This window comes from Pseudomonas putida, from assembly GCF_028682635.1.
Classification (GTDB): Bacteria; Pseudomonadota; Gammaproteobacteria; order Pseudomonadales; family Pseudomonadaceae; genus Aquipseudomonas; species Aquipseudomonas putida_AE.
Map to the genome: position 1 here is coordinate 16,073 of NZ_JANHLK010000007.1, position 25,949 is coordinate 42,021.

Here is a 25,949-nt window from a genome sequence, read left to right on the forward strand (position 1 = left end):
ATGGAATACCTTTTACAGCTAGCCGCCAGCCCCACCGCCTGGGTCGCCCTGGCCACCCTGGTGGTGATGGAAATCGTGCTCGGCATCGATAACCTGATCTTCATTTCGATCCTGACCAACAAACTGCCCGAGCAGCATCGGCAGAAGGCGCGGCGCATCGGTATCGGCATGGCGCTGATCCTGCGCCTGGGCTTGCTCAGCACCATCGCGTTCATCGTTCAGTTGACTTCGCCGGTGATCGAGATTCTCGGCCATGCGTTTTCCTGGAAGGACATGATCCTGATCGCCGGCGGCCTGTTCCTGTTGTGGAAAGCCACCACCGAGATCCATCACAGCATGGACCCGGCGCCGGAAGATCCGAAGTCGGCTACTTCGACCGTAACCCTGGGCTTTGCCGCGGCGATCGGCCAGATCCTGATGCTGGACATGGTGTTCTCCATCGACAGCATCATCACCGCTGTCGGCATGACCGAGCACTTGCCGATCATGATCATTGCCGTGGTGGTGTCGGTGCTGGTGATGTTGCTGGCGGCGGATCCCCTGGCCAAGTTCATCAATGACAACCCGACGGTCGTGATGTTGGCCCTGGGCTTCCTGATCATGATCGGCATGACGCTGATCGCCGAAGGTTTTGGCGCCCATGTACCGAAGGGCTACGTGTATGCCGCGATGGCGTTCTCGGCTGCGATCGAGGTGTTGAACATGATGTCCCGGCGGGCAAGGCAGAAGCGGGTTGCTTCTGAAGCCTGACCCTCGCTGAAACGAAACGGCCGCCTGGAAACCAGGCGGCCGTTTTTTTATGGGTGACCGAAGATTGTGATTCAGTGGACGGTGGCGTGCTGCGCGGCGCCTTTATCGGTTTCCGTCAGCGGTACTGGCGGAGCAGGGTGATGGTGCCGGCGGGTAATGCGCAGGACGCCCCACAACATGGCGGCGGCCACCGCCAGCCAGCCGGAAATCAGCATTACGATTGTCATTGCCAGGCTCATCCAGGCCTCCTCTTTGCCCTGCAGCGGGCACACTCACTATCCAAGTGACAGTCTAGTCGCTGGCGTGTTTCAGGCTATTGACCAAAGGTCGCCTATCACCAACCAGTTTGCTCTATCGAATGCAAACAACTGCGGGTTAAGGCTATACCGCTGCGGTGCGGCATCCTATGATCGACGGCCAAGCCGGGAATGCGATTGCCAGGCAACTGATCAAGAGAGTGATGATGGTGCGAGTGATTTCTCGAATGCTATCGGCGGCGCTGATTGTCGGGTGCGTTGCCAGTCTGGGGGGATGCGCGGGAAGCGTTGCGCCGCAGATCCAGCGCCTGCCGGAGCGGGTCGAACTCAGCGGGCGGTTCTACAAGGGGGTGGCGAACCAAAGCGGGCCGCAGGTTTTGGCGAGCATGCTGTCGCAGCAGGGCATCGTGATTACCCCGGGGCTCCTCGATAAACCGCTGCGCTTGCCGGGCGCCGAAGCCCAGTTGCAACAGAACATGCAGAACCTCGCCCGCGAATACGGGATGGTGGTTTATCCCCTCGACAGCAACCTGCCGGCCTTGCTGACCCAGGTCGCGGCCGGGTACCCGGTGATGGTGCGCTTCACTGAAGGCTCGGCGCTGTGGGCCGAGCCGCGTTACGCGATTTTGACCGGCTACAACCGGCAGAAGCAGACCGTCTTGCTGCGCGCAGGCATGGATCCGCGGTTGATGATGAGCTTCGGTTCGTTCGAATCGGCGTTCAAGGATGCCGGTGGATGGGCGGTGTTGATCCAGAATCCGACCCAACTGCCTGCCCAGGTCGATCAGCAACGCTGGCTCAAGGCAGCCAGCGATCTCGCCCAGGCAGGCCAGGAACAGGCTGCCGCCAAGGCGAAAAAAGCGCTGGGCGCGCAGTAGGCCCGTTCGTCACCCGCCGGGCACCTGCGCCCATTGCCAGCCTCTTATAGGGAAGGCCCGGATTTTCCCGGGCCCTCAGGAGGCGCCATGGCCCATTCCAATACCCCCGACGGTCCTCACTCGTCCGAGCATTCGTCCGGCGATGAGTTGGACTTCGATCCCGACTCCCCGGACCTCGCTGACCCGGCGGTCGATCCCATCGGGCCGGCCAAGGCACCGAGGGACGTAAAGCCGGATGACAATTCCAAGGCGCCGGCCAAACCCTACGATCCACTCGGTGACCTGAAACCCTGATTGCCTCCTGGAGGTGCGTATGTCTACCGATTCGAGTTTCAACGACAAGCGTCCGGAAACCGTACCGACCACTCCGGAGCAGGACATCGACCCGGTGATGGATCCGGAGAGTCCGATGCGCGATCCGCTGGCGCGGCCAACGGTGGTGCCCACCGAACATCCGCAGGGATGGCACGACCCAAGCAAGGGTGATGGCATTCCGGATGACGACCAGATGCCACTGCCCAACGATTAATCGCTGACGAAAAAAACCCCGATAGATCGGGGCTTTTGTCTGCTGTAGCGGCCGGCTTACTTCGAAGCTTCGACCACGCCACTCTGGCGCTGCTTGAGGTTCTTGTCCGATTTGTACTGTAATGCGGCGGAAGCCACGGCAGCGCTCTTGCCGGTTTCAACCCAATTGCGGATGCGCGCGGCATCGGCAAAGTGCGTGTATTTGCCATAAGCGTCGAGCAGCACCAGGGCAACCGGACGGTTGCTCATCCGGGTCACCAGCACCAGGCAGTGGCCTGCTGCGTTGGTGAAACCGGTCTTGGTCAGCTGGATGTCCCAGTCCGGCTTGCGCACCAGATGGTCGGTATTGCGGAAACCCAGGCTATAGACGGGTTTACGAAAGGTGACGGTTTTTTCCTTGGTGGTGCTCAGCTCGGTCAGCAACGGGTATTTGTGCGCGGCGATCAACAGTTTGCTCAGGTCGCGCGCGGTCGATACGTTGCGCGCGGAGAGACCGGTCGGCTCGACGAAATGGGTGTTGGTCATGCCCAGGGCCCGGGCCTTGGCGTTCATCGCGGCAATGAACGCGGCATAGCCGCCTGGATAGTGATGGGCCAGGCTGGCGGCGGCCCGGTTTTCCGAGGACATCAGGGCAATCAGCAGCATTTCCCGACGCGGCAGTTCGCTCCTGAGTTTTACCCGGGAGTACACGCCTTTCATTTCCGGCGTGTCGCTGATGTCGATGTTGATGTATTCGTCCATGTTCTGCCGGGCTTCAACCACGACCAGGCCGGTCATCAGTTTGCTGACCGAAGCGATGGGGACGACGACGTCCGGGTTGCTGGCATAGATGACTTTGTTGGTCTGCAGGTCCAGCAGCAAGGAGCTGCCGGAAGCGAGCTTGAGTGACTTGGTATCCCGCGGCGCTGCGGTGGTCTCGTCGGCACTGGCGATTGGCGTGAGGAAAGTCCCTGTAACTGCAAAAAATAGGCTCAGGATGGAAAGACGGATTTTCACGCTGGCAGACTCAATAAAGTGTTGATAAGCCGTTTTTGTAACGGGCTATTTCCCGAAAAGCGCGACATTCTGGAGTATGGCTGAATAACTGTCGATGGTTGTTCGAGGGCAGAGTGAAAGACCCTCGAAACGTGAAAAAAACGTCATTTTCCGGCGGATGGTCATCCCGTTCCGCGGGCAAAAAAGAACCCCGCCATGGGCGGGGTTCCTTGTGTCGCTGGTTGCCTCTACCTGCGCCTCAGCTGTGCAGGGCTTCAGCGGCGTACAGGGTGTTTTCCAGCAGGCAGGCGCGGGTCATCGGGCCAACGCCGCCTGGCACCGGAGTGATCCAGCCGGCACGGGGCAGGGCGGTTTCGTAGATCACGTCACCCACCAGCTTGCCGTCTTCCTGGCGGTTGATGCCAACGTCGATCACGATCGCGCCTTCCTTGATCCACTCACCTTTTACCAGGCCCGGCTTGCCGGCGGCGACGACCACCAGGTCGGCACGGCCGACGTGACCGGCCAGGTCCTTGGTGAAGCGGTGGGTGACGGTCACGGTGCAACCGGCCAGCAACAGTTCCATCGCCATCGGGCGTCCGACGATATTGGAAGCGCCGACCACCACCGCGTTCATCCCGTAGAGATCGGCGCCGGTGCTTTCCAGCAGGGTCATGATCCCTTTCGGGGTGCAGGGACGCAGCAGCGGGATGCGCTGGGCCAGGCGGCCGACGTTATAAGGGTGGAAACCATCGACGTCTTTATCCGGGCGAATGCGTTCCAGCAATTTGGAGGCATCCAGGTGTTCCGGCAGAGGAAGCTGAAGCAGGACGCCGTCAATCGCCGGATCGTCATTGAGACGATCGATCAGGTCGGCCAGCGCTTGCTGGGTGGTGTCGGAAGGCAGGTCATAGGCCTGGGACAGGAAGCCGACCTCTTCACAGTCTTTACGCTTGTGCGAGACATAAACCTGAGAGGCAGGATCGCTGCCGACCAGGATCACCGCGAGGCCCGGCGTGCGCAGACCTTGCTGGCGACGCTCGTTGACGCGTTGGGCGATCTGCTGGCGCAGGCTGGCGGCGATCGATTTGCCGTCGATAAGTTGTGCAGTCATTGCGCGTGATTAACCATCGAGAGGGGAAAAAAAGAGAGCGCATTCTCGCATGTCATGCGGTGAGGGCAAAGGCGCTTGGTCTGCAAATTCCGCTAACCCCTTTAATTAAATGAATTTTTTTCAAAAAGGATTTGACGACCTGCGGGGGGCTCTATACTATTCGTCGCACTTGTCGGGCACAGCCTAGCACTGGTTGAGAAGGTTGAGCGGGATTACGGTTCTGCAAGACTGAAAAGCACTTAGTTTGTAGTCCTCCAAGAGTACAGATTAACAAGGCGCCCGTAGCTCAGCTGGATAGAGCATCCGCCTTCTAAGCGGATGGTCGCAGGTTCGAGTCCTGCCGGGTGCGCCATTAGGCAGCTTTGGCACAAGTAACGCGATATGGTGGGCGTAGCTCAGTTGGTAGAGCACGGGATTGTGACTCCCGTTGTCGTGGGTTCGATCCCCATCGTCCACCCCATATTTCGAAGGGCGCCAGATTAACAGTCTGGCGCCTTTGCTTTAAAGGCTTCATTCCGCGGATGTGGTGGAATTGGTAGACACACTGGATTTAGGTTCCAGCGCCGCGAGGCGTAAGAGTTCGAGTCTCTTCATCCGCACCAAACAAGACTTCATCCATGCCGCCTGGCCTGGTTGAGGTTCAACAAAGAAGTGATTTGGCTTCTTTGTTACGCAATATGGTGGGCGTAGCTCAGTTGGTAGAGCACGGGATTGTGACTCCCGTTGTCGTGGGTTCGATCCCCATCGTCCACCCCATATTTCGAAAAGGCGCCAGATTAATAGTCTGGCGCCTTTTTTGTTTCAGCAGATTCAGCGACCGCAGGTACCGGGTCGCAAGGGCAGGGCGTTTCGTCGTTTTTATGTTTCGCGATGATGCCGTGTTGCCCGCCGGCCTTGCTTGCGAGATCGGCTGCCAGGGAGATGATTGGCGACCTCCTCTATATATAGAAAGGTTGGCGCAGAGCCCTGGCGTGATTGGTTGTATTTGCCATCGGGGCGAGGTGCATTCGTGCATTCGCACCTATAAATTGCCTGCTGCGTTTTTACCCGTTTTCAGTAGGGTGACTTCTTGAGTTTGACCCACTAGAATGCATGCCCTTGATTCTGGGGTCGGAAACGGCCGGCTAACGTCTGTGCAACGAGGAATATCCATGCAAGTTTCTGTTGAAAATACTACTGCTCTTGAGCGCCGCATGAGCGTCACCGTGCCGGCTGAGCGCATCGAGAGCCAGGTCAACAAGCGTCTGCAGCAGACCGCCCAAAAGGCCAAGATTGCTGGCTTCCGTCCAGGCAAAGTGCCAATGAGCGAAATCAAGCGCCGTTTCGGTGCTGACGCTCGCCAGGAAGCTGTAGGCGACGTGATCCAGTCTTCCTTCTACGAAGCTGTGGTTGAGCAGAAGCTGAATCCGGCGGGTTCGCCGTCGATCGAACCAAAATCCCTGGAAGCGGGCAAGGACCTGGAATACGTAGCCGTATTCGAAGTGTTCCCTGAGTTCACCGTTGCCGGTTTCGAAGGTATCGCCGTAGAGCGCCTGAGCGCTGACGTGGCTGACGCCGATCTGGACAAGATGCTGGACATCCTGCGCAAGCAGAACACCCGTTTCGAAGTGGCTGATCGCGCCGCTCAAAACGAAGACCAGCTGAACATCGATTTCGTTGGCAAGGTCGACGGTGAAGTGTTCGCTGGCGGTTCCGCCAAGGGCACCCAGTTGGTCCTGGGTTCCGGCCGCATGATCCCTGGCTTCGAAGACGGCCTGGTTGGCGCTAAAGCCGGCGAAGAGCGCGTTCTGAACCTGACCTTCCCTGAGGACTATCAGAACCTGGACCTGGCTGGCAAAACCGCCGAGTTCACCGTGACCGTCAACACCGTTTCCGAGCCAAAACTGCCAGAGCTGAACGAAGAGTTCTTCGCTCAATTCGGCATCAAGGAAACCGGTCTGGAAGGCTTCCGCACCGAAGTTCGCAAGAACATGGAGCGCGAACTGCGCCAGGCGATCAAATCCAAGGTCAAGAATCAGGTCATGGACGGTCTGCTGGCCACCAACCCGATCGAAGTGCCAAAGGCCCTGCTGTCCAACGAAGTCGACCGTCTGCGCGTGCAGGCTGTTCAACAGTTCGGCGGCAACATCAAGCCTGACCAACTGCCGGCCGAGCTGTTCGAAGAGCAAGCCAAGCGCCGTGTTGTCCTGGGCCTGATCGTGGCTGAAGTGGTCAAGCAATTCGACCTGAAGCCTGACGAAGCCCGCGTTCGCGAGATGATCCAGGAAATGGCTTCGGCTTATCAGGAGCCTGAGCAAGTTGTGTCCTGGTACTACAAGAACGACCAGCAACTGAACGAAGTTCGTTCGGTTGTGCTGGAAGAGCAAGTTGTGGATACTGTTCTGCAGAAAGCTAGCGTGACCGACAAATCGGTCTCTTACGAAGAAGCGGTCAAGCCGGTAGAAGCTCCACAAGCCGACTGATCATTTTTGCGCTAAGAAGCACACACATAAGCCAGCTCTCGAGCTGGCTTATGCGTATTCAAGACATAACTATTTGGGAGTGACTGCAGAGCATGTTCCGTAATTCGTATATTCAGCAGAACTCTGATATCCAGGCCGCAGGCGGCCTGGTCCCGATGGTTGTCGAGCAGTCCGCTCGTGGCGAGCGCGCCTACGACATCTACTCGCGTCTTCTCAAGGAGCGAGTGATCTTCCTGGTGGGTCCGGTAGAGGACTACATGGCCAACCTGATCTGTGCGCAACTGCTGTTCCTTGAAGCGGAAAACCCGGACAAGGACATCCATCTCTATATCAACTCCCCGGGCGGTTCGGTGACGGCGGGCATGTCGATCTACGACACCATGCAGTTCATCAAACCCAACGTGTCGACCACCTGTATCGGTCAGGCGTGCAGCATGGGCGCGTTCCTGCTGACGGCCGGTGCCAAAGGCAAGCGTTACTGCCTGCCGAACTCGCGTGTGATGATTCACCAGCCACTGGGCGGTTTCCAGGGCCAGGCATCGGATATCGAAATCCATGCCAAGGAAATCCTCTTCATCCGCGAGCGTCTGAACACGCTGATGGCCAAGCACAGCGGGCGTACTCTGGAAGAAATCGAGCGCGACACCAACCGCGACAACTTCATGAGTGCAGAAGCTGCGAAGGAATACGGCTTGATCGATGAAGTGATCAACCAGCGCCCCGCGTAAAATAAGCAGCTCAAAATAGGGGTGGTCGGCGGGTCCGATCACCAGCGGGCTTGAAAAAGCCCGCAATAGCCTTCATCTTGTGTTGCAAGCCTATCGGATTTGGATCGAACGAATGACTGACACCCGCAACGGCGAGGACAACGGCAAGCTGCTCTATTGCTCCTTCTGTGGCAAAAGCCAGCATGAAGTGCGCAAATTGATTGCCGGCCCCTCGGTCTTTATCTGCGACGAGTGCGTCGACCTGTGCAATGACATCATCCGTGAGGAGGTGCAGGAAGCCCAGGCCGAGAGCAGCGCGCATAAATTGCCTTCGCCTAAAGAAATCAGCGGCATCCTTGATCAGTATGTGATTGGTCAGGAGCGTGCGAAAAAGGTTCTGGCCGTAGCGGTGTACAACCACTACAAGCGTCTTAACCAGCGTGACAAGAAGAGCGACGACGTCGAACTCGGCAAGAGCAACATCTTGCTGATCGGCCCGACAGGCTCGGGTAAAACCCTGCTTGCCGAAACCCTGGCCCGCTTGCTGAACGTTCCGTTCACCATTGCCGACGCAACCACCCTCACCGAGGCGGGTTACGTGGGTGAAGATGTCGAGAACATCATTCAGAAGCTGTTGCAGAAGTGCGATTACGACGTGGAAAAAGCCCAGATGGGCATTGTCTACATCGATGAGATCGACAAGATCTCGCGCAAATCCGACAACCCGTCGATCACCCGGGACGTTTCCGGTGAAGGCGTGCAGCAGGCCCTGCTCAAGTTGATCGAAGGCACGGTCGCTTCCGTTCCACCTCAAGGTGGTCGCAAGCATCCGCAGCAGGAATTCCTTCAGGTCGACACCCGTAACATCCTGTTCATCTGCGGTGGTGCGTTCTCTGGTCTGGAAAAGGTTATTCAAAACCGTTCCACCAAAGGCGGCATCGGTTTCGGTGCAGAAGTGCGCAGCAAGGAAGAAGGCAAGAAAGTCGGTGAATCCCTGCGTGAAGTCGAGCCTGACGATCTGGTCAAGTTCGGTCTGATCCCGGAATTCGTCGGTCGTCTGCCGGTCCTGGCCACGCTGGACGAGCTTGATGAGGCTGCGTTGATGCAGATCCTCACCGAGCCGAAAAACGCACTGACCAAGCAATACGCCAAGTTGTTCGAGATGGAAGGCGTAGACCTGGAATTCCGTGCCGATGCACTGAAATCGGTCGCAAAACGTGCCCTGGAACGCAAGACCGGTGCCCGTGGCCTGCGTTCGATTCTCGAAGGTGTACTGCTCGACACCATGTATGAAATCCCCTCGCAGTCCGAGGTGAGTAAAGTGGTGATCGACGAAAGCGTTATAGAAGGCAAGTCCAAGCCGCTGTATATCTATGAAAACAGTGAGCCTGCTGCCAAGGCCGCGCCAGACGCCTAAGCGTCACGCAGCCGGTACAAAGAAGGGGCCTTCGGGCCCCTTTGCTTTTTGCACTTTTTAACACTGTCTTTGTGCTTGTTTTTTTTCAAGGCAGCCCCCATCTTGGTTTCAAGCTTACATCCATCTGTTTCCGGCCTTATGGCCGCCGTAGAGGCGAAATCATGAAGACAACCATCGAATTGCCTCTCCTGCCATTGCGTGATGTCGTGGTTTATCCGCACATGGTTATCCCGCTGTTCGTGGGGCGCGAGAAATCCATCGAAGCCCTCGAGGCAGCGATGACGGGCGACAAGCAGATCCTTCTGCTGGCCCAGAGAAACCCTGCTGACGACGATCCCGGCGAAGACGCACTTTATCGCGTAGGTACGATTGCGACCGTTCTGCAGCTGCTCAAGCTGCCTGACGGCACGGTCAAGGTTCTGGTCGAAGGCGAGCAGCGTGGCGCCGTGGAGCGCTTCAGCGAAGTGGACGGCCACTGCCGCGCCGAAGTGTCGTTGATCGACGAGGTCGATGCGCCTGAGCGCGAGTCGGAAGTGTTCGTGCGCAGCCTGCTGTCGCAGTTCGAACAATATGTGCAGTTGGGCAAGAAAGTCCCGGCTGAAGTCCTGTCGTCGCTCAACAGCATCGATGAGCCAGGCCGCCTGGTCGACACCATGGCCGCGCACATGGCGCTGAAAATCGAGCAGAAGCAGGAAATTCTCGAAATCATCGATTTGTCGGCCCGTGTCGAGCACGTGCTGGCCTTGCTGGATGCCGAGATCGACCTGCTGCAGGTCGAAAAACGCATCCGCGGTCGTGTCAAAAAGCAAATGGAGCGCAGTCAGCGCGAGTACTACCTGAATGAGCAGATGAAGGCCATTCAGAAAGAGCTCGGTGACAGCGACGAAGGGCATAACGAAGTCGAAGAGCTGAAAAAGCGCATCGATGCCGCCGGCCTGCCGAAAGACGCCCTGGCCAAGGCGACGGCCGAGCTGAACAAGCTCAAGCAGATGTCGCCGATGTCCGCCGAAGCGACTGTGGTGCGTTCCTACATCGACTGGCTGGTCCAGGTGCCGTGGAAGGCCCAGAGTAAAGTGCGCCTTGACCTGGCTCGCGCAGAAGACATTCTCGACGCCGATCACTACGGCCTCGAAGAGGTCAAGGAACGCATTCTCGAATACCTCGCCGTGCAGAAGCGCGTGAAGAAGATTCGTGGTCCGGTGTTGTGCCTGGTAGGTCCTCCCGGGGTGGGTAAAACCTCGCTGGCGGAGTCCATTGCCCACGCCACCAACCGTAAATTCGTGCGCATGGCCCTCGGCGGCGTGCGCGATGAAGCGGAAATTCGTGGTCATCGCCGTACTTACATCGGTTCGATGCCTGGAAGATTGATTCAAAAGATGACAAAGGTGGGTGTGCGCAACCCGCTGTTCCTGCTCGATGAAATCGACAAGATGGGCAGCGACATGCGTGGCGATCCGGCGTCGGCGTTGCTGGAAGTGCTCGATCCGGAGCAGAACCACAACTTCAACGATCACTATCTGGAAGTCGATTACGACCTGTCCGATGTGATGTTCCTGTGCACCTCCAACTCCATGAACATTCCACCGGCGCTGCTGGACCGGATGGAAGTGATTCGTCTGCCGGGCTACACCGAAGACGAGAAGATCAACATCGCCGTCAAGTACCTCTCGCCCAAGCAGATCACGGCCAACGGCCTGAAGAAAGGCGAGCTGGAATTCGACGCCGAAGCGATCCGCGACATCATCCGCTACTACACCCGCGAAGCCGGTGTACGGGGCTTGGAGCGCCAGATTGCCAAGGTCTGCCGCAAGGCGGTCAAAGAGCATGCGCTGGAAAAACGCTTCTCTGTGAAGGTCACTGCGGACGATCTGGAACACTTCCTGGGCGTGCGTAAATTCCGCTACGGCCTGGCAGAGCAGCAGGACCAGATCGGTCAGGTGACCGGCCTGGCGTGGACGCAGGTGGGCGGTGAATTGCTGACCATCGAAGCCGCTGTCGTACCGGGTAAAGGCCAGCTGATCAAGACCGGTTCCCTGGGTGACGTGATGGTCGAATCGATCACCGCAGCCCTGACCGTTGTGCGCAGCCGGGCCAAGAGCCTGGGCATTCCCCTGGACTTCCACGAGAAGCGCGACACGCACATCCACATGCCGGAAGGCGCGACCCCGAAAGACGGCCCTAGCGCCGGCGTGGGCATGTGCACGGCATTGGTCTCGGCACTGACCGGCATCCCGGTACGTGCAGATGTTGCCATGACGGGTGAAATTACCCTGCGTGGCCAGGTATTGGCGATTGGCGGCTTGAAGGAAAAACTGCTGGCCGCGCATCGTGGCGGAATCAAGACCGTGATCATTCCTGAAGAGAATGTTCGCGATTTGAAGGAAATTCCGGACAATATCAAGCAAGATCTTCAGATTAAACCAGTTAAATGGATTGACGAGGTCCTGCAAATTGCGCTGCAATACGCCCCGGAGCCCTTACCGGATGTGGCTCCGGAGATAGTCGCGAAGGATGAGAAACGTGACGCAGATTCTAAGGAAAGAATTAGCACGCATTAGTACGTATTTGCCTGGGGGGCTTCCTTGACAGCTTTTTAGAGCCCTTGTTATAAAGCGGCTCTTAAGTGTCTGTAGGCCATTCAGCACTCGTTTTTGCTTTCACCAAAAAAACTTAGAATCATACTCAAATAGATATAAGGGGACTTAGAGTGAACAAGTCGGAACTGATTGATGCTATCGCTGCATCCGCTGATATCCCGAAAGCTGCTGCTGGCCGTGCGCTGGACGCTGTAATCGAATCCGTCACTGGCGCTCTCAAGGCTGGCGACTCCGTGGTTCTGGTTGGTTTCGGTACCTTCTCCGTAACTGATCGTCCAGCTCGCATCGGTCGTAACCCACAGACCGGTAAGACGCTGGAAATCGCAGCTGCCAAAAAACCAGGTTTCAAAGCCGGTAAAGCACTGAAAGAAGCTGTCAACTAAGTTCCATTCAGGTTTTTGCCTATCCGGGTCGGGGTCAAGCCTGACCTGGCAGCGGAGCGGTAGTCCAGTCGGCAGTTCGCCGGTCCGAGACGCCGAGGCTTGTCAAGACGAGTCATCGGTCCGCTCCGCCAGTTACGAGAAGGCGCATCCTCGGATGCGCCTTTCTTCTATCCGGATTCTACCCACGCTCCACGGTTGCCTAATTTTGAAGTTCAACCGTTTATGGGGGACGCATGCTGCAAAATATCAGGGACAATTCACAAGGCTGGATTGCCAAGACCATTATCGGGGTCATCGTTGCACTGATGGCCTTGACCGGTTTCGACGCCATTTTCCAGGCCACGACGAGCAAGAACGAAGCGGCGAAGGTCAATGGTGAAGAAATCAGCCAGAACGAGCTGAGCCAGGCGGTCGATATGCAACGCCGTCAACTCATGCAACAGCTGGGCAAGGATTTCGACGCCTCTTTGCTCGACGAAAAAATGCTGCGCGAATCGGCCCTCAAAGGCCTGATCGACCGCAAACTGCTGCTGCAAGGCGCAGAAAACTCCAAATTCGCTTTCTCCGAAGCGGCGCTGGACCAGGTCATCCTGCAAACACCTGAATTCCAGGTAGATGGCAAGTTCAGCGCTGAGCGTTTCGACCAGGTGATTCGTCAGCTCGGCTACAGCCGCATGCAGTTCCGCCAGATGCTGGCTCAGGAAATGCTGATCGGGCAACTGCGCGCCGGTGTGGCGGGTAGCGGTTTTGTTACCGATGCCCAGGTCCTGGCCTTCGCCCGTCTGGAAAAACAGACCCGCGATTTCGCTTCCCTGAACATCAAGGTCGACCCGTCGACCGTGAAGCTGACCGACGAAGAGGTCAAGGCCTACTACGACGAGCACGCCAAGGAATTCATGACGCCGGATCAGGTGGTCATCGATTACCTGGAGTTGAAGAAGGCTTCCTTCTTTGATCAGGTCAGCGTCAAGGACGAAGACCTGCAAGCGGCGTATCAGAAGGAAACCGCGAACCTGTCCGAGCAACGCCGGGCTGCGCACATTCTGGTCGAAGTGAACGACAAGACCACCGAAGCGCAGGCCAAGGCCAAGATCGAAGAGATCAAGGCCCGCCTGGACAAGGGTGAGCAGTTCGACGCCCTGGCCAAGGAATTCTCCCAGGACCCGGGTTCGGCGAATAACGGCGGTGACCTGGGCTACGCAGGTCCTGGCGTCTATGACCCGGCGTTCGAGAAAGCCCTGTATGCGTTGGCCCAGGACCAGGTTTCCGAGCCGGTTCGCACCGACTTCGGTTTCCACCTGATCAAGCTTTTGGGCGTGGAAGCGCCTGAAGTGCCGACATTGGCCAGCCTGAAAGACAAGCTGACCCGCGAATTGAAGGCTCAGCAGGTCGAGCAGCGTTTCGTCGAAGCGACCAAGCAACTGGAAGACGCCGCGTTCGAAGCCTCCGATCTGGTCCAGCCTGCGCAGGACTTGAAGCTGACCGTTCATACTTCCGCGCCATTCGGCCGTGAAGGTGGCGAAGGCATTGCGGCCAACCGTGCCGTGATCACCGCAGCGTTCAGCCCGGAAGTACTCGATGAGAGTGCCAACAGCACCGCCATCGAGCTCGACCCCGACACCGTGATCGTGTTGCGTGCCAAGGAGCACCTCAAGCCTGAGCAACTGCCACTGGAAAAGGTGGAAGGTCCGATCCGCATGCAATTGGCCAAGGAGCACGCCATTGCTGCCGCCAAGACCCGTGCTGACGAGCTGATTGCCAGCCTGCGTGATGGCAAGACCCCTCTGGACAAGCCGATCGACGGTCAGAGCTGGAAGGTTACCGAAGCTGCGACCCGCGCTCAGGAAGGCGTTGACCCGGCTGTGCTGCAGGCGCTGTTCCGCATGCCCAAGCCTGCCGCCAAGGACAAACCGACTTTCAGCAGCGTCACCTTGCCTGATGGCAGCCTGATGATCGTGCGTCTGAACGGTGTGAACGAGGCCGCCACGCCGACCGAAGAAGAGAAGGCTCAATACCGTCGCTTCCTCGCTTCGCGCGTTGGCCAGCAAGACTTCGCGGCTTACCGCAAGCAGCTGGAAAGCCAGGCCGAGATCAAGCGTTTCTGATCTCAGTCCGCGTGATATGAAGACCCCGGCCGTTAGGCCGGGGTTTTTTTTAGCCTGTATTGCACGAGGCGGGGTAATTTTCTCCCGACCATCGGGTCAACACCCCTGTAACTGTTTTAAGACACAATCGGTACGCCGCTAAGCATCGATCTGTTGCACAATACGCCCCGAACCGTTTCTCTCAGGATGTTCAATGTTTAAATCAATTCCCATGCGGGTTGTCGGGCTGGCCTTGGTGCTGGCTGCTGCTGCCGGTTGTTCGTCGAAGAAAGCCGCCATCTACGAGCATGAGAACTTCGATGATTCCGGAACCTTTTCCCGCAACTATCCGGTGACCGATTCGGCCTCCTGTGAAGCGGCTCGTCGAGCCTTGCTGAGCCAGGGCTATATCATCACCAGCAGTGATCCGAAGCTGGTCAGTGGGCACAAGAGCTTCCAGCAGACCGGCGAAAACCACATGGAAATCAGTTTCAGCGTGGTCTGCACCGAAGACGGCACGACGGAGCACCATGCCACCGTGTTCGCCAACGCCCTGCAGGACAAGTACGCGCTGAAGAAAACCAACAACTCGGCCAGCCTCGGTGTCGGCGTGCTGGGCTCGGTGTCGATGCCGATCGGCTCGTCGGACGATTCGATGGTCAAGGTCGCGAGCGAAACCGTCACCTCGGCGAAGTTCTACGAGCGTTTCTTCGCCCTGGTCGAGCTGTTCCTGCCCAAGGAAGTGAAAGCCGCGGCGCACATCCCCGACAAGCCGAAAACCGACCTGGGCGTGCCCGAGCCGAAGCCGGCACCGGCGCCGGCGTCAGCGCCGTTGGCACCGGAATCTGCGCCAGAGCCTGCCCCGGCGCCAGAAGCCGCCAAGGCCCCTGAAGTCGCTCCAGCCGCTTCCGAGCCGGTTGCGCCGCCGCCTGAGGCCGCACCGATTTCCTCGTCCCCAAACGCTGAGCCAACGCCTTCCACGGAAAGCATCACGCCACCCGCCAACCCGAGCGACATGTCGCCACCTGCGGAGCCGATCCAGGCCATGCCCGTCACTGGCCAGTGATTGCGCCACGGGGCCAGGCGACTTCGCGCCGGCCCCGTCACCGCTACAAAGATTGACCCGCGTCAAACAGACCGTCGTCCTGCGGCCTGCAGCAAAAAAATCCTGTGATAAATTCCCTCCCGCCTGCTACGTTTTATCTGTAAGCGACGAACTGTCGTGTCCGCGTCATTTTTTTTTCACGTGGGCACTTTAGGCTCAAGGCGCTGGTCATTTATTCAGACGTTTTTTCATGAGCTGTGGGGGATTCGAAAATGGACGATTATCAAGAAGAACTGCTCGAGTATCAGGCGTTTGAACTGGACCCACTGGAACCCGCCGAAGACGCGACCGAGCTTTAACGTTCAGCTTAAAGCTTGCTGCTGATGGCTGTCTCTCTGCGACTACGGCGAAACTCGCCGGGCGTCTGGGCGGTCCAGCGCTTGAAGGCGCGTTGAAAGGCTTCGGCTGAGGCAAAGCCCAGCAGATAGGCGATTTCGCCGAACGCCAGTTCGGTATCGCGGATGTAGGTCATGGCCAGGTCGCGACGGGTGTCGTTGAGGATCGCACGAAACTGCGTGCCTTCTTCGGCGAGCTTGCGGCGCAAGGTCCAGACCGGCAGCTTCAGGCGTGCCGCCACTTCTTCCAGGTCGGGTTCCCGGCCACCATTGAGCAACGGCCCCAGCAATTGAGTGATGCGTTCACCCAGGCTGCGGGTGCGTGTCAGCTGCTCCAGCTCTCGCTCACACAACTTCAACAAGTGGCGCCAGGTGCTCGGGCAATGCTCGGGGTTGCGCTGGGCAAGGCTGGCCAGGCTCAGGCGCAGTTGATTGTGCTCGGCGCCAAACTGGATCGGGCAGTCGCCCAGCACCTCGTAGGCCGCGCGGTAACCGGGATCCTCGAACTCGATGTCGATGCGTTCGGCGCGCAGCGGGGCAGGGCTGACGCTGGACAATTGCTGCAACCAGCCACAGATGATCGAATCCACCACGAAGCGGTTGTAGCTGTTGTAGGGGCTGATGGAATAGAAGCGCAACCAGGCACCCTGGGCATCTTCGTGAAAGCTCGATTGACCGCGATAGTTGGAGCCATACAAGGCTTCGAATCGAATCAGGCAGCGCGCCGCCTCGCGCACCGTCGGCGCCTGGGCGGCAGTCACGCCGGCAAGGCCGGCCTGGCTCAGGCGACTGAGCAGGCCCATCTGCAAGCCGAGCGCCGGGTTGCCGGTCAACTGGATGGCCGCGTGGCCCAGGCGCATGTAGCGCGGGATCGAGAGACGGGCACCGGCTTCACTCAACCGGGCCGCATCCAGGCCGTATTGCTCGAGCAGTGGTTGCGGGTCTGTGCCGTGGCTGCGCACGGCGTCGGCCAGGCTGTGAACAAAACCCACCGACAGATCACCCAGGCGCATGGGGGTGGGTTTCATGGCCTACAGCCAAAGATTCAGCAGACGCGCACCGCGGGCCTTGCCGTCGGCGAAATGCCGGCCGTTGCTGCTGAGAAAACTCTGCCCGGCGCTGCCCTGATCCCAGAACTGTCCACGCAGGAATACATTGATGCCGGCGATGGCCTGGCTGGCGGGTGCTTGAGTGCTCAGGTTCAGGCGCTGCCAGGCCTGGCCTTCACTGACTTCCCCGGCCTTGAGGCTGACGGAGGCGGGTGTCGATGAGTCCTTGTAGCCACGCCACGGCTGGTCCCAGGTACCGCGACCGGAGACAAACGCCGGGACAGCAACCAGCTGTACCTGTTGAGTATCGAGTTTGCGGTAGTTGTCCGGGTACCAGCTGTCGCTGCCGATCAGCACGCCCAGGCGCCCGGCCGGGGTGTCGACGACATTGAGCCTGTGTTCGCCGTTGGCCTTGATCGCCTCCTGCTGTTCGAACACCGGATACATCTGGCGCTGGGGTTGGCCGATGGGCAGGCCATCGCGGCCGAACACCACGCTGCTGTTGAACAACGCGCCACGGCCGATTTTCAACGTGCCGTCGACGACACTGGGTTCGGGCAGCACGATGGAGCCGGCCACCAGGGTGACGTCAAACTCCTTGGCCAGTCCGCCGAACAACGCCTGGTAATCCTTGGCCATGCCTTTGGCTTTCATGCGCAGGTGCGCGTCGTCGATACGGCTCTCGCCCTCGGCGCCAATCAGCGCGCGGACGAACTTCAGCGGGTTGCTCACGGCCAGCCAGTTCATGGCTTCCTTGAACGTGCCGGCCTGGTACAACTCGTCCTTTTCGCCGCTGACCATCAGCCAGGTGCCGACATGTTCGGGCAATACGACGATGGTTTTTTCATTCAACAGCCCCTGGTCCCGGGCCTTCTGCAAGTAGGCGGCGAGTTTGCGGTGCAAGCGTTCGGGGCTTTGGTAGTCGGTGGGAAACAGCTCGGGCTGGATGCCCAGCAAGTTGCCGCGGTCGGCGGGCGTGCCCTGGTCGACGGCGACATCGATCCGCAGATCCGAGAGGTACAGCCCCGTCGGGCGATCCGCGGCCCACATTGCGTAGGTCGTAAGAGCGGCGACAAGCGCCATGGAGAACGTCAGGTACAAAAGTTTGCGCATGGGGGAACAGTCAATAGCCCTCTACAGGCTTGTCATCGATTTGCGTCAAGGATAAAGCGAATCAGGCGGTGGGTGGGGAAAATTGACAGCGCCTCGCGTTATTGGCCGCGTCGCAGGTGTTTTGGTCTTCTGGTTGTTGGCGATAATGCACGCCACTACCTCTGTCAGTGTTTCTGTCAGCTGTGCTTCGCTGGTCTCGAGGGTATACCACTGCGACTGGCCAAACAGCATGGCAATGACAGCACTGGTGGTCGGGCAGATGTCTGCACAGGCCGCGCCTTTCTCGCCGTAGCTGTCAGTGATGATGGCGTTCAAGAGAGCGGCGTAGCGGTTTTTCAGCTGGATCACCTGCTTCTTCTGTTCTTCGTTCAGGTTGGTGAACTCACGGGTGACCAGCGTCAGTCTGTATTTTTCATTACAGTTGAAAGCGACGAAAGCCTGGATGAATAGCCGCAGACGTGCACGAGCGTTGCGTGCGCCTTTCATTCGCCGCAGCGTGTCCAGCAGCAGGTCCGACAAGGCCGACTCGATGAGTTCGAACAACAAGGCCTGCTTGTTTTCGATGTGGTGGTAGAGCGACCCGGCATGCAACCCCAGGTAGCTCGCCAGGTCGCGCAAGCCGATGGCCTGATAGCCGTGGGTGGCGAAGAGTTCGAGTGCCGCGTCCAGCAGTCGATCGCGGGCGCTGTGTACTGGATTGGCTGATGCGCTGGTGGTTGGCATGGATGTCCCGTCAACTGGAAAAATTATCCCGCGTGGCGATAGCCTGTTGCGCGAGCATGGTGCGCCGTGCGCATCAGCAGCAGCACCGCACAAATTACTGGAAGGTTCACCAGCAGCAATGCATAGCGCAATGACTCCTGGCCAAACAGCGGTAGCAACATGTCGCTGCACAAGCCGGTCAACAAGGGGCCGACGCCAATACCGAGCAGCGTGCTGACGATGGTTTGCAGCGCCATGGCGGTACCGCGCCTACCCGCTGGCACCAGTTGCGTGACGAGGTTGTAGGAGGGCGCGACCCACCACACGGCAAAAAAGGAATACAGCGCACACCAGAGCATGGCGTCTGGGATCGGCACGTCGCCCAGATGCACCAGCACGGAGTCGGACCACAGTAGATAGGGGACCAGGGCGCAGGTGGCCGCGAGGTGGCCCACTACGGGAATGGACACCTGCCAATGGGGATCGCGACGGCACAGGCGGTCGCTCAACCAGCCACTGAACAGACCACCGATCCCGGCCGAGGTCCCGCAGATCACCCCCGCCAGCAAGCCGGCGTGTTGCAGTGACAAGCCGTGGGAGCGCACCAGGAAACTGGTGTTCCACATGGCAATGGCATAGGAGCTGAGCGTGGTCAGGCCGCCCGCGAGAATCAGGCAGCGGTAGGCCGGCAATGCCCAGAGCTTGCGGGCTTCGGCGCCCATGCCAAGCAGCGCGGGCGCTGTGTGGGTGTGTGGCGTGAGGTCCCAGCGGCCACGCTGCGGCTCGCGCACGAAAAACGCCAGGAGGGTGCAAAACACCAGGGCCGGCATGCCCAGGGCAATGAACGCCGTGCGCCAGCCATAGTGCTCGACCACCCAGGCACCGATACTCAAACCGATGATCGAGGAAAAGGTCGGCGCCGCGGTAAAACAACTGATGGCGAAGGAGCGACGATGGGCCGGATACAGGTCGGCGATCAACGAAAGCGAGGCCGAAGTGGTCGGCGATTCGCTGATGGCCACCAGCATTCGCGCAACGGCCAGCGCCAGGAAGCTGCCCGCCAGCCCGCACGCCATGGTGGCCACGGCCCAGAGCAGGCAGGACATGGCCAGCAGGCGGATACGCGGCATGCGGTCCACCAGCCGCCCGGCCGGCAGGCCCATGAGTGCATAGACGGCCGCGAACGCCAAGCCAGAGATCAAGCCGATGGCCGTGTCGCTGACGCCGAATTCGGCCTTGATCGGTTCGACCATGACCGCGAGTATCTGGCGCCCGACAAAGTTGTCGGCAAACACCATGGCCAGCAGCAACAGCAGGCCATGGCTGCCCCAGCCGACCGTGGCGGCCGGCAGCGTACTTGCGCGAGCGGTCATCGCGGCGCCCACAGGTCAGGCAGGCCCGGGTCGCTCACGTGAATCAGGCGCTTGAGCAACACCTTCAAGGCTTGGGCATCGGCGGCGCCGAGCTTGGCCGACAGGTCTTCTTCCACGGCCTTGGCCAGCGCCAGCTGATGCAACGAAACTTCGCGGCCCTGGGCGGTGAGGACAAAACGCGGCGCTTGTGCCGGCCCTTCGAAGGCCACCAGGCGCTGGCGCTCGAGAAAACGCATGCTGGCCAGCGTCACTTCGCGGCCGGTGTAGGTGACGAAGGTGTTGATCTCCTCCAGCGTCATGTTGTCGCGGATACACAGGATCGACAGGACGAAGAACGTCTGTTCGTCCAGCTGCTGGCTGTTCAGCAGTTGGCGCAGGGCATTGAGCGCCTGGTAATGGCCGCGCCCCAGCAGGTAGCCGAGCAAGTCCTCTGTGTAGCTGCACTCGGGCGGTGGCGGCGTGGTCGCCAGGCGCAGTTCGCTGCGGGGCTTGCGCGTGGCCAGGGCATATTGGCCGCTCTGGAACGCCAACGGCGCGCGGTCGCTGTGATCGAAGGCGAGGACTTCGCCGACGAAAATCACATGGTCGCCACCTTCGTACTGGAACGCGGTGCGGCACTGGAAGCGCGCCGTGCAATCCTGCAGCAACGGTGCCTCGCTGATGCCATTGTCCAGTTGGATCTCGGCGAACTTGTCCTCGCCCTGGGTGGCGAATCGTCCCGACAGGGTCTCCTGCTCCGTGGACAGCACGTGCACGTTCCAGTGCTTGCCGCTGCTGAAGATCGGCAGGCTGCGCGCTTGCTTGGACAGGCTCCAGAGCACCAGCGGCGGGTTGAGCGACACCGAGTTGAAACTGTTGGCGGTGATGCCCACGGGCGAGCCGTCTTCGGTCTGGGTGGTGATGATCGTGACCCCGGTGGTGAACGTGCCGAGCGCGGCGCGAAATGCCTGGGGATCGAAGCTGATATTTTGCATTGCCATGACTGGCCTCATGGGGTGGAGGTTTTCGTATGGCCAGTATTGGACGTTTGCAGGCCTTGAACATCGTCTCAACGGACTAACGCTAATGCACCGCCTCGTCCGATTGGACGAGGCGGCGCAGGCGTGTGCGAGGCTAGGGTGGCGCCAGGCGCATCGGGCGCTCACCGGCCATCGAGCCAACCTGCAAGGGGATAACAATGAGTTCAGCCACGTCTTCGGACGACCTTTCCAGCCTGCTTGCGCGCCAGAAAGAAGCCTTTGCCGGCGCCGGCAGTGTCAGCGTCGACACCCGCCGCCAGCGCCTGCAGCAAGTGATCGACCTGCTGGTCGACAACCACGGGGCATTGACCACGGCGATCGACCAGGACTTTGGCGGACGGCCCGCCGGCTTTTCCCTGATGAATGACGTGCTGGGTTCACTGGCTTCGCTCAAATATGCCCGCGATCATCTGCAAGGGTGGATGCAGGACGAGCCGCGGGAAATGTTTGCCCCCTATGACCAGCTCGGCGCCAGGGCCTGGGTCATGCACCAGCCCAAAGGCACGGTGGGCATCCTCGGCACCTGGAACGCCCCGCTGTACACCTTGTTCAGTCCTCTGGCCTCGGCGCTGGCAGCGGGCAACCGGGCCATCCTCAAACCGTCGGAAGTGGTGCCGCGCACCGCTGAACTGGTGGCGCGCCTGTGCGCCGAACACCTCGACCCGCTGGTGGTGGCCGTGGTCAATGGCGGCCCGGAGTTGGGCGAGGCGTTCAGCAGCCAGCCTTTTGATCATCTGGTGTTTACCGGCAGCACGGCGATTGGCCGGCGGGTAATGGGCAATGCCGCGAAAAACCTGGTGCCGGTGACCCTGGAGCTGGGTGGCAAGTCGCCGGTGATCGTCTCGTCCAGCGCCGACCTGAACAAGGCCGCCTTCAGCATCGCCGCAGGCAAGGCCGGCAATGGCGGACAGATCTGTATCACCCCGGACCTGGTGTTTGTGCCCAAGGCCCGCCTCGAGTCTTTCCTCGATGCATTGCGAGGCGCTTATCGCGATCTCATCCCGACGGTGGCTGGCAACCCGGATGTGGTGGCAGTGGTCAACCAGCGCCATCTGGAGCGGGTCGAGGGCCTGGTCGAGGATGCGCAATCGCGCGGTACTCGCATCGAGTGCCTGCCCGAACCCCTCGCGGTGGATCCCCAGGATCGGCGTCGTCCGCTGCGGGTGGTGGTGGATCCGGCCCAGGACAGCCTGATCATGCACGAGGAAATCTTTGGCCCGGCCATGGTCGTGCTGGGTTATGACGAGCTCGATCAGGTCATCGCACAAATCAACGCAGGGCCACGTCCGTTGGCGCTGTACTACTTCGGCGAGGATGCACAGGAGCAACGTCATGTGCTCGAGCACACCCTGTCCGGCGGGGTCACGATCAACGATGTGATGATGCATGCCGCCCTGCACGATGCGCCGTTCGGTGGTATCGGTGCCTCGGGCATGGGCCATTACCATGGCCGCGAAGGCTTTCTCGAATTCAGTCACCTGCGCACGGTGTTCAAGGCCTCGGCCCACGACCCGCGCCGGGAATGGGGCCTGTTGCCGCCCTATGGCGAGCACTTTCTGGCGGCGATGCTGGCCGGGGTCACTCGCGACTAATTCCAGGCTGGGGTACCTTGCGCCCCATCCGCTCCAGGGGACAGGCCATTGATCATGTTCAAGGCAATTACGATCGCCCAGCGCCTGTGGCTCTGGGCGCTGTTGGCCACCTTGTTGTTTGCCCTGGCGGTACTGTTCGGCGCCTACGGTTTGCAGCAGGCGCGCGACAGCCTGCGGGCCATCAACGAGGACAACCTGGCGACCTTGTTGATGTTTGGTGACATCGAATATCGCCTCGGTGAAAGTCGTCGCCAGGTTCTGCTGGCGATCCAGCAAGACCCGGAAGGCTCGCTGGTGGCGGCGTTTGACCGTCCGGTGGAAGCCACCCTGAGTGCCATCGAGAGTAACAATGTGGCACTGGCGAAGATTTGGGCGAGCTATCGCCAACGCTCATTGAGTGGCGAAGAGCAGCAGGCGGCTGATGCGTTCGACCAGCATTACCGGGCATGGCAGGACGAGTTGGGCATCCTTCTGGAATCCTTTCGCGTCGGCGATTTTCGCCTGCCGGGCATTCTGTCCTTTCTGCGCATGGCCGAGCCCCGGGGCAATGCCGCCGTGGCTGAGCTGAGCAAGCTGCAGGCCTTGCAGAAGCTGCGCGCTGCGCAGGCCTACGAGGCGGCGCAGTACCGCTATCGTTCGACGTTGCTGGCTTACCTGGCACTGGCGGTGGTAGGCGGCCTGGTGGGCAGCCTCACCGCGTTTTCCACGCTGCGTCGGCTCAAGCGTGCCTTTGCCCAGGCCGGTGCCTGCGTGCGGGCCATCGCCAGTGGCGATCTGGTGCAACCAATCGAGATCAAGGGCGGCGACGAGTTCGCGCTGATGCTGCGCGACATTGCGCTGATGCGTGACGGCCTGCACGGGCTCATTTCACAGATGCGCGAGCTGGTGCAGCGGGTCAGTCACGAAGCGGCGCACATGGCTGAGTCGGCGGAGTCGGCTTCTACGGCCACCCAGCAACAGGCGGACGCGGTGCGCGGGATTTCCCGGGCGGTGGAGGACCTCTCGGGGTCGATCAGCGAAGTGGAAAACCATGTCGGCGTGTCTCGCGACATCACCCAGCATTCGGCGCGGCGCTCGGGCAAGAGCGAGGAATTTATTCGCGACATGGCCCAGGAGATGAACCGCATCAGCGACGTGATCAGTGACACTGCCGTGCACATTCGCCAGCTGGAAGGGTTCTCCGGGGAGATCAGCCACGTGCTCAAGGTTATTCGCAGCATTGCCGAGCAAACCAACCTGCTGGCGTTGAACGCCGCCATCGAGGCCGCGCGGGCAGGGGAGGCGGGGCGCGGGTTTGCCGTGGTCGCCGACGAAGTTCGCCTGTTGGCCCAACGCACCGCCAGCTCGATTGGCGAAATCGATCTCACCGTGCAGCGCATCCAGGAAGGCACGCTGGCGGTGGTCGACGGCATGGGGCGGGTGGTCAGCCGGGTGCGTGACGGCGTCAACCTGGCCCATGAGGCCGGCGATTCGGTGGCGCAGATTCGCAGCGGCACCGATGATGTGATCCGCAGCGTGGACACCATCGCCACGGTGATCACCGAACAGGTGCGGGTCACTCGGGAAATGGTCGCCAGGGTCGAGAGCGTTTCCAGCGGCACCGGTGCGCTGTCGGCCAATGCCGGGCGCAGCGCGGTGGCCGCCGCGGACCTGGAGCAACTGGCGCGGGCACTGGATCAGTTGTCGGCACGATTCAATGTTGCATGAGCAGACACTGCATTCACTGTGGGAGCGAGCCTGCTCGCGAAGAGGCCAGCATAATCAACATCAATGTTGACTGATCCATCGCTTTCGCGAGCAGGCTCGATCCCACAGGGCGTAAGACCTGAACACTCTAATAACCCACAAACAGGGCGCGATCACTACAATGGATAACCACGAAAACGCACCACTCAACTCCGCCACTGGCTGGCCGCGCCGCAGCGTGCTCAAGGCCGGTGCCGTGGCGGTCGGCGTCGGCCTTCTTGGGCGGTTTGCCGACGCCCGCGCGGCGGGGCTTTCGGCCAGCGACTACCAGGCCATGGACGCCTGGGCGATGAGCCAGGCGATCCGCAGTGGCGAGCTGAGTGCCGAGGACCTGCTGGCGGCGACACTGGCCCGTTACAACGAGGTCAACCCCCGGGTCAATGCGGTGAACATGCTGCATGAAGCCTACGCACGCGCCATGCTTGCCCAGCGCCGCGCGGCCGGCACCTTAAACCAGGGCGCCCTGGCCGGCGTGCCACTGCTGATCAAGGACCTCAATACCTCGCTGCAAGGGACCGTCACCAGCAACGGAAGCCGGATGTTCAAGGACTCACCGCCCGCCACCCGCACCAGTACCCTGATCAGCCGGTATGAACAGGCCGGCGCGGTGCCGTTCGGCAAGACCACATGCCCCGAGTTCGGCCTGACCACCACCACCGAATCCCTGGCCTGGGGCCAGACCCATAACCCCTGGAACCTGGCCATGAGTGCGGGCGGCTCCTCCGGTGGCGCGGCGGCGGCGGTGGCAGCGGGGATCGTGCCCGTGGCCCACGCCACCGATGGCGGCGGCTCGATCCGCATTCCGGCTTCGTATTGCGGCCTGGTCGGGCTTAAGCCCAGTCGCTATCGCACCCCCAGCGGACCGCTGCATTTCGAAGGCTGGTTTGGCGCCAGCGTGGGTAACGTGGTCTCGCGCACGGTCCGCGATACCGCGCTGTTCCTCGATGTCGGGCAAGGCCATGAAGCGGGAAGTGCCTATTGGAGCCCACCCTTGGTACGACCTTATGTGCAAGAGCTGCAGCGCGAACCGGGCAAGTTGCGGGTAGCCGTGGTGCGCCAATCGCTGACCGGTGCGCCGCTGGAACCGGCGATTGCCGCCACCCTGGAACAGACCATCAAGCAACTGCTCGCCCTTGGGCACGAGATCGACGAGTTGACCCTCGGGGTCGATCCTCGCCAGTTGTTCGGCGCCCACGGCACGGTGATCGGGACGGCGGTGCGAACCCTGATCCACGACCGTGAACAGGTGCTCGGCCGCGCAGCCACGGCGCAGGATCTGGAGAAGATCACCCTGGTCAACCTGGAGCGTTCCAAGGGCACCAGCGGCGAGGACCTGTACCGCGCCCGCCAATCGTTCGAGAACATCGGCGCGACCATGGAGCAGCACTTCGAACGCTACGACGTGATCCTGTCGCCGGTCACCGGCAGCCTCACGCCCAAGCTCGGCCTGCTGTCCCTCGACCAGCCCTGGGACAGCTACGCCCACAATGCCATGGGCAGCGCCGGCTTCACCGTGCTGGCCAACGTCAGCGGCCAGCCGGCCATCTCGCTACCTTTGGGCCAGAGCGACAACGGCCTGCCGGTGGGCATGATGTTCACCGCGCGTTTAGGCGGCGAAGACGTACTGCTGCGCCTGGCCAGCCAGCTGGAGCAGGCGCATCCGTGGGCCGCCAGACGCGCCGCTCTTTAATCCCATACCTGTGGGGGCCTGCTCATGATGGCGGCGTGTCAGGCGATGGAGATGTTAGCTGTGCCGGCCTCAT

At 60.4% G+C, this 25,949-nt stretch carries 22 protein-coding genes and 4 tRNA genes; 18 read left to right on the forward strand and 8 right to left on the reverse strand.

Features of this window, described 5'->3' with window-relative positions; translation table 11 throughout:
* Nucleotides 1–750, forward strand: coding sequence for a TerC family protein (locus tag NPS56_RS10930; RefSeq protein WP_274074624.1), 750 nt, complete (start codon nucleotides 1–3; stop codon nucleotides 748–750).
* Nucleotides 751–821: 71 nt separating this feature from the next.
* Here the strand turns inward: NPS56_RS10930 and NPS56_RS10935 are convergent, their stop codons facing one another.
* Nucleotides 822–977, reverse strand: a complete 156-nt coding sequence (locus NPS56_RS10935; RefSeq protein ID WP_274074803.1) for a hypothetical protein — start codon at nucleotides 975–977, stop codon at nucleotides 822–824.
* 179 nt (nucleotides 978–1,156) lie between these two features.
* On the opposite strand from NPS56_RS10935, the gene NPS56_RS10940 reads away from it, so the two are divergent.
* The 3 genes from NPS56_RS10940 (at nucleotide 1,157) to NPS56_RS10950 (ending at nucleotide 2,414) form a co-directional block, all read left to right on the forward strand.
* The gene (locus NPS56_RS10940; protein WP_274074625.1) at nucleotides 1,157–1,885 is read left to right on the forward strand and encodes a peptidase C39 family protein; all 729 of its coding nucleotides are present in this window, start codon (nucleotides 1,157–1,159) and stop codon (nucleotides 1,883–1,885) included.
* A gap of 87 nt (nucleotides 1,886–1,972) precedes the next feature.
* On the forward strand, nucleotides 1,973–2,179 hold the full coding sequence (locus NPS56_RS10945; RefSeq protein ID WP_274074626.1) for a DUF6021 family protein: 207 nt from the start codon (nucleotides 1,973–1,975) through the stop codon (nucleotides 2,177–2,179).
* 19 nt (nucleotides 2,180–2,198) lie between these two features.
* The gene (locus NPS56_RS10950) at nucleotides 2,199–2,414 is read left to right on the forward strand and encodes a hypothetical protein (protein WP_274074627.1); all 216 of its coding nucleotides are present in this window, start codon (nucleotides 2,199–2,201) and stop codon (nucleotides 2,412–2,414) included.
* A gap of 56 nt (nucleotides 2,415–2,470) precedes the next feature.
* On the opposite strand, the gene pbpG is transcribed toward NPS56_RS10950, so the two are convergent.
* Nucleotides 2,471–3,409, reverse strand: coding sequence for a D-alanyl-D-alanine endopeptidase (pbpG, locus tag NPS56_RS10955; RefSeq protein ID WP_274074628.1), 939 nt, complete (start codon nucleotides 3,407–3,409; stop codon nucleotides 2,471–2,473).
* A gap of 238 nt (nucleotides 3,410–3,647) precedes the next feature.
* Nucleotides 3,648–4,502, reverse strand: a complete 855-nt coding sequence (folD, locus tag NPS56_RS10960) for a bifunctional methylenetetrahydrofolate dehydrogenase/methenyltetrahydrofolate cyclohydrolase FolD (RefSeq protein ID WP_274074629.1) — start codon at nucleotides 4,500–4,502, stop codon at nucleotides 3,648–3,650.
* Nucleotides 4,503–4,777: 275 nt separating this feature from the next.
* On the opposite strand from folD, the gene NPS56_RS10965 reads away from it, so the two are divergent.
* From NPS56_RS10965 to NPS56_RS11015, 11 genes are all read left to right on the forward strand, one after another.
* Nucleotides 4,778–4,854 (forward strand) — tRNA-Arg (locus NPS56_RS10965).
* A 32-nt stretch (nucleotides 4,855–4,886) separates the two neighbouring features.
* Nucleotides 4,887–4,962 (forward strand) — tRNA-His (locus tag NPS56_RS10970).
* Nucleotides 4,963–5,019: 57 nt separating this feature from the next.
* Nucleotides 5,020–5,104, forward strand: a tRNA-Leu gene (locus tag NPS56_RS10975).
* A gap of 78 nt (nucleotides 5,105–5,182) precedes the next feature.
* A tRNA-His gene (locus NPS56_RS10980) sits at nucleotides 5,183–5,258 on the forward strand.
* A 395-nt stretch (nucleotides 5,259–5,653) separates the two neighbouring features.
* Nucleotides 5,654–6,964 carry a trigger factor gene (tig, locus tag NPS56_RS10985; RefSeq protein ID WP_274074630.1) on the forward strand — a complete coding sequence of 437 codons (1,311 nt, stop codon included), beginning with the start codon at nucleotides 5,654–5,656 and terminating at the stop codon, nucleotides 6,962–6,964.
* 92 nt (nucleotides 6,965–7,056) lie between these two features.
* Nucleotides 7,057–7,692 carry an ATP-dependent Clp endopeptidase proteolytic subunit ClpP gene (gene clpP / locus NPS56_RS10990; RefSeq protein WP_274074631.1) on the forward strand — a complete coding sequence of 212 codons (636 nt, stop codon included), beginning with the start codon at nucleotides 7,057–7,059 and terminating at the stop codon, nucleotides 7,690–7,692.
* 112 nt (nucleotides 7,693–7,804) lie between these two features.
* Entirely contained in the window at nucleotides 7,805–9,088 is a 1,284-nt protein-coding gene (clpX, locus tag NPS56_RS10995; protein ID WP_046817996.1) for an ATP-dependent Clp protease ATP-binding subunit ClpX, read from the forward strand.
* A 161-nt stretch (nucleotides 9,089–9,249) separates the two neighbouring features.
* On the forward strand, nucleotides 9,250–11,646 hold the full coding sequence (lon, locus tag NPS56_RS11000) for an endopeptidase La (protein WP_046817997.1): 2,397 nt from the start codon (nucleotides 9,250–9,252) through the stop codon (nucleotides 11,644–11,646).
* A gap of 149 nt (nucleotides 11,647–11,795) precedes the next feature.
* Complete coding sequence (locus NPS56_RS11005) at nucleotides 11,796–12,068, forward strand: HU family DNA-binding protein (protein WP_002552737.1); 273 nt, start codon at nucleotides 11,796–11,798, stop codon at nucleotides 12,066–12,068.
* Between the two features lie 233 nt (nucleotides 12,069–12,301).
* Complete coding sequence (locus NPS56_RS11010; RefSeq protein ID WP_274074632.1) at nucleotides 12,302–14,173, forward strand: SurA N-terminal domain-containing protein; 1,872 nt, start codon at nucleotides 12,302–12,304, stop codon at nucleotides 14,171–14,173.
* A gap of 193 nt (nucleotides 14,174–14,366) precedes the next feature.
* A complete protein-coding gene (locus NPS56_RS11015; RefSeq protein WP_274074633.1) occupies nucleotides 14,367–15,218 on the forward strand; it encodes a DUF2242 domain-containing protein in 852 nt (283 codons plus the stop codon).
* Between the two features lie 346 nt (nucleotides 15,219–15,564).
* Here NPS56_RS11015 and NPS56_RS11020 read toward each other — a convergent pair whose 3' ends face one another.
* Genes NPS56_RS11020 through NPS56_RS11040 form a run of 5 tightly spaced genes read right to left on the reverse strand, consistent with a single transcriptional unit; the run spans nucleotide 15,565 to nucleotide 20,809 of the window.
* Nucleotides 15,565–16,620, reverse strand: coding sequence for an AraC family transcriptional regulator (locus NPS56_RS11020; RefSeq protein WP_274074634.1), 1,056 nt, complete (start codon nucleotides 16,618–16,620; stop codon nucleotides 15,565–15,567).
* A 3-nt stretch (nucleotides 16,621–16,623) separates the two neighbouring features.
* Nucleotides 16,624–17,754, reverse strand: coding sequence for a carbon-nitrogen hydrolase family protein (locus NPS56_RS11025; RefSeq protein ID WP_274074635.1), 1,131 nt, complete (start codon nucleotides 17,752–17,754; stop codon nucleotides 16,624–16,626).
* 45 nt (nucleotides 17,755–17,799) lie between these two features.
* Nucleotides 17,800–18,477, reverse strand: a complete 678-nt coding sequence (locus NPS56_RS11030; protein ID WP_274074636.1) for a TetR/AcrR family transcriptional regulator — start codon at nucleotides 18,475–18,477, stop codon at nucleotides 17,800–17,802.
* 23 nt (nucleotides 18,478–18,500) lie between these two features.
* Nucleotides 18,501–19,829 (reverse strand): spinster family MFS transporter, encoded by a 1,329-nt coding sequence (locus NPS56_RS11035; RefSeq protein WP_274074637.1) that lies wholly within the window; start codon nucleotides 19,827–19,829, stop codon nucleotides 18,501–18,503.
* Nucleotides 19,826–20,809 (reverse strand): flavin reductase family protein, encoded by a 984-nt coding sequence (locus tag NPS56_RS11040; RefSeq protein WP_274074638.1) that lies wholly within the window; start codon nucleotides 20,807–20,809, stop codon nucleotides 19,826–19,828. The genes NPS56_RS11035 and NPS56_RS11040 overlap by 4 nt, the downstream gene beginning before the upstream one ends.
* A gap of 197 nt (nucleotides 20,810–21,006) precedes the next feature.
* Between NPS56_RS11040 and NPS56_RS11045 the strand changes: the two genes are divergently transcribed.
* The 3 genes from NPS56_RS11045 (at nucleotide 21,007) to NPS56_RS11055 (ending at nucleotide 25,876) form a co-directional block, all read left to right on the forward strand.
* On the forward strand, nucleotides 21,007–22,440 hold the full coding sequence (locus tag NPS56_RS11045; RefSeq protein ID WP_274074639.1) for a coniferyl aldehyde dehydrogenase: 1,434 nt from the start codon (nucleotides 21,007–21,009) through the stop codon (nucleotides 22,438–22,440).
* A 54-nt stretch (nucleotides 22,441–22,494) separates the two neighbouring features.
* On the forward strand, nucleotides 22,495–24,147 hold the full coding sequence (locus tag NPS56_RS11050) for a methyl-accepting chemotaxis protein (protein ID WP_274074640.1): 1,653 nt from the start codon (nucleotides 22,495–22,497) through the stop codon (nucleotides 24,145–24,147).
* Between the two features lie 160 nt (nucleotides 24,148–24,307).
* Nucleotides 24,308–25,876, forward strand: a complete 1,569-nt coding sequence (locus NPS56_RS11055) for an amidase (RefSeq protein ID WP_274074641.1) — start codon at nucleotides 24,308–24,310, stop codon at nucleotides 25,874–25,876.
* Nucleotides 25,877–25,949 lie beyond the last annotated feature (73 nt).

Excerpts from the sequence above, each read along its gene's own strand:
- NPS56_RS10950 (WP_274074627.1), top strand. The coding sequence starts at position 2,199 with ATGTCTACCGATTCGAGTTTCAACGACAAGCGTCCGGAAACCGTACCG.
- NPS56_RS11040 (WP_274074638.1), bottom strand. The coding sequence starts at position 20,809 with ATGGCAATGCAAAATATCAGCTTCGATCCCCAGGCATTTCGCGCCGCG.
- tig (WP_274074630.1), top strand. The coding sequence starts at position 5,654 with ATGCAAGTTTCTGTTGAAAATACTACTGCTCTTGAGCGCCGCATGAGC.
- NPS56_RS10940 (WP_274074625.1), top strand. The coding sequence starts at position 1,157 with ATGATCGACGGCCAAGCCGGGAATGCGATTGCCAGGCAACTGATCAAG.
- NPS56_RS11010 (WP_274074632.1), top strand. The coding sequence starts at position 12,302 with ATGCTGCAAAATATCAGGGACAATTCACAAGGCTGGATTGCCAAGACC.
- NPS56_RS10930 (WP_274074624.1), top strand. The coding sequence starts at position 1 with ATGGAATACCTTTTACAGCTAGCCGCCAGCCCCACCGCCTGGGTCGCC.
- NPS56_RS11055 (WP_274074641.1), top strand. The coding sequence starts at position 24,308 with ATGGATAACCACGAAAACGCACCACTCAACTCCGCCACTGGCTGGCCG.
- clpP (WP_274074631.1), top strand. The coding sequence starts at position 7,057 with ATGTTCCGTAATTCGTATATTCAGCAGAACTCTGATATCCAGGCCGCA.
- NPS56_RS11050 (WP_274074640.1), top strand. The coding sequence starts at position 22,495 with ATGTTCAAGGCAATTACGATCGCCCAGCGCCTGTGGCTCTGGGCGCTG.
- NPS56_RS10935 (WP_274074803.1), bottom strand. The coding sequence starts at position 977 with ATGACAATCGTAATGCTGATTTCCGGCTGGCTGGCGGTGGCCGCCGCC.
- folD (WP_274074629.1), bottom strand. The coding sequence starts at position 4,502 with ATGACTGCACAACTTATCGACGGCAAATCGATCGCCGCCAGCCTGCGC.
- NPS56_RS11020 (WP_274074634.1), bottom strand. The coding sequence starts at position 16,620 with ATGAAACCCACCCCCATGCGCCTGGGTGATCTGTCGGTGGGTTTTGTT.
- NPS56_RS11045 (WP_274074639.1), top strand. The coding sequence starts at position 21,007 with ATGAGTTCAGCCACGTCTTCGGACGACCTTTCCAGCCTGCTTGCGCGC.
- NPS56_RS11015 (WP_274074633.1), top strand. The coding sequence starts at position 14,367 with ATGTTTAAATCAATTCCCATGCGGGTTGTCGGGCTGGCCTTGGTGCTG.
- lon (WP_046817997.1), top strand. The coding sequence starts at position 9,250 with ATGAAGACAACCATCGAATTGCCTCTCCTGCCATTGCGTGATGTCGTG.
- NPS56_RS11025 (WP_274074635.1), bottom strand. The coding sequence starts at position 17,754 with ATGCGCAAACTTTTGTACCTGACGTTCTCCATGGCGCTTGTCGCCGCT.
- NPS56_RS11030 (WP_274074636.1), bottom strand. The coding sequence starts at position 18,477 with ATGCCAACCACCAGCGCATCAGCCAATCCAGTACACAGCGCCCGCGAT.
- clpX (WP_046817996.1), top strand. The coding sequence starts at position 7,805 with ATGACTGACACCCGCAACGGCGAGGACAACGGCAAGCTGCTCTATTGC.
- NPS56_RS11035 (WP_274074637.1), bottom strand. The coding sequence starts at position 19,829 with ATGACCGCTCGCGCAAGTACGCTGCCGGCCGCCACGGTCGGCTGGGGC.
- NPS56_RS10945 (WP_274074626.1), top strand. The coding sequence starts at position 1,973 with ATGGCCCATTCCAATACCCCCGACGGTCCTCACTCGTCCGAGCATTCG.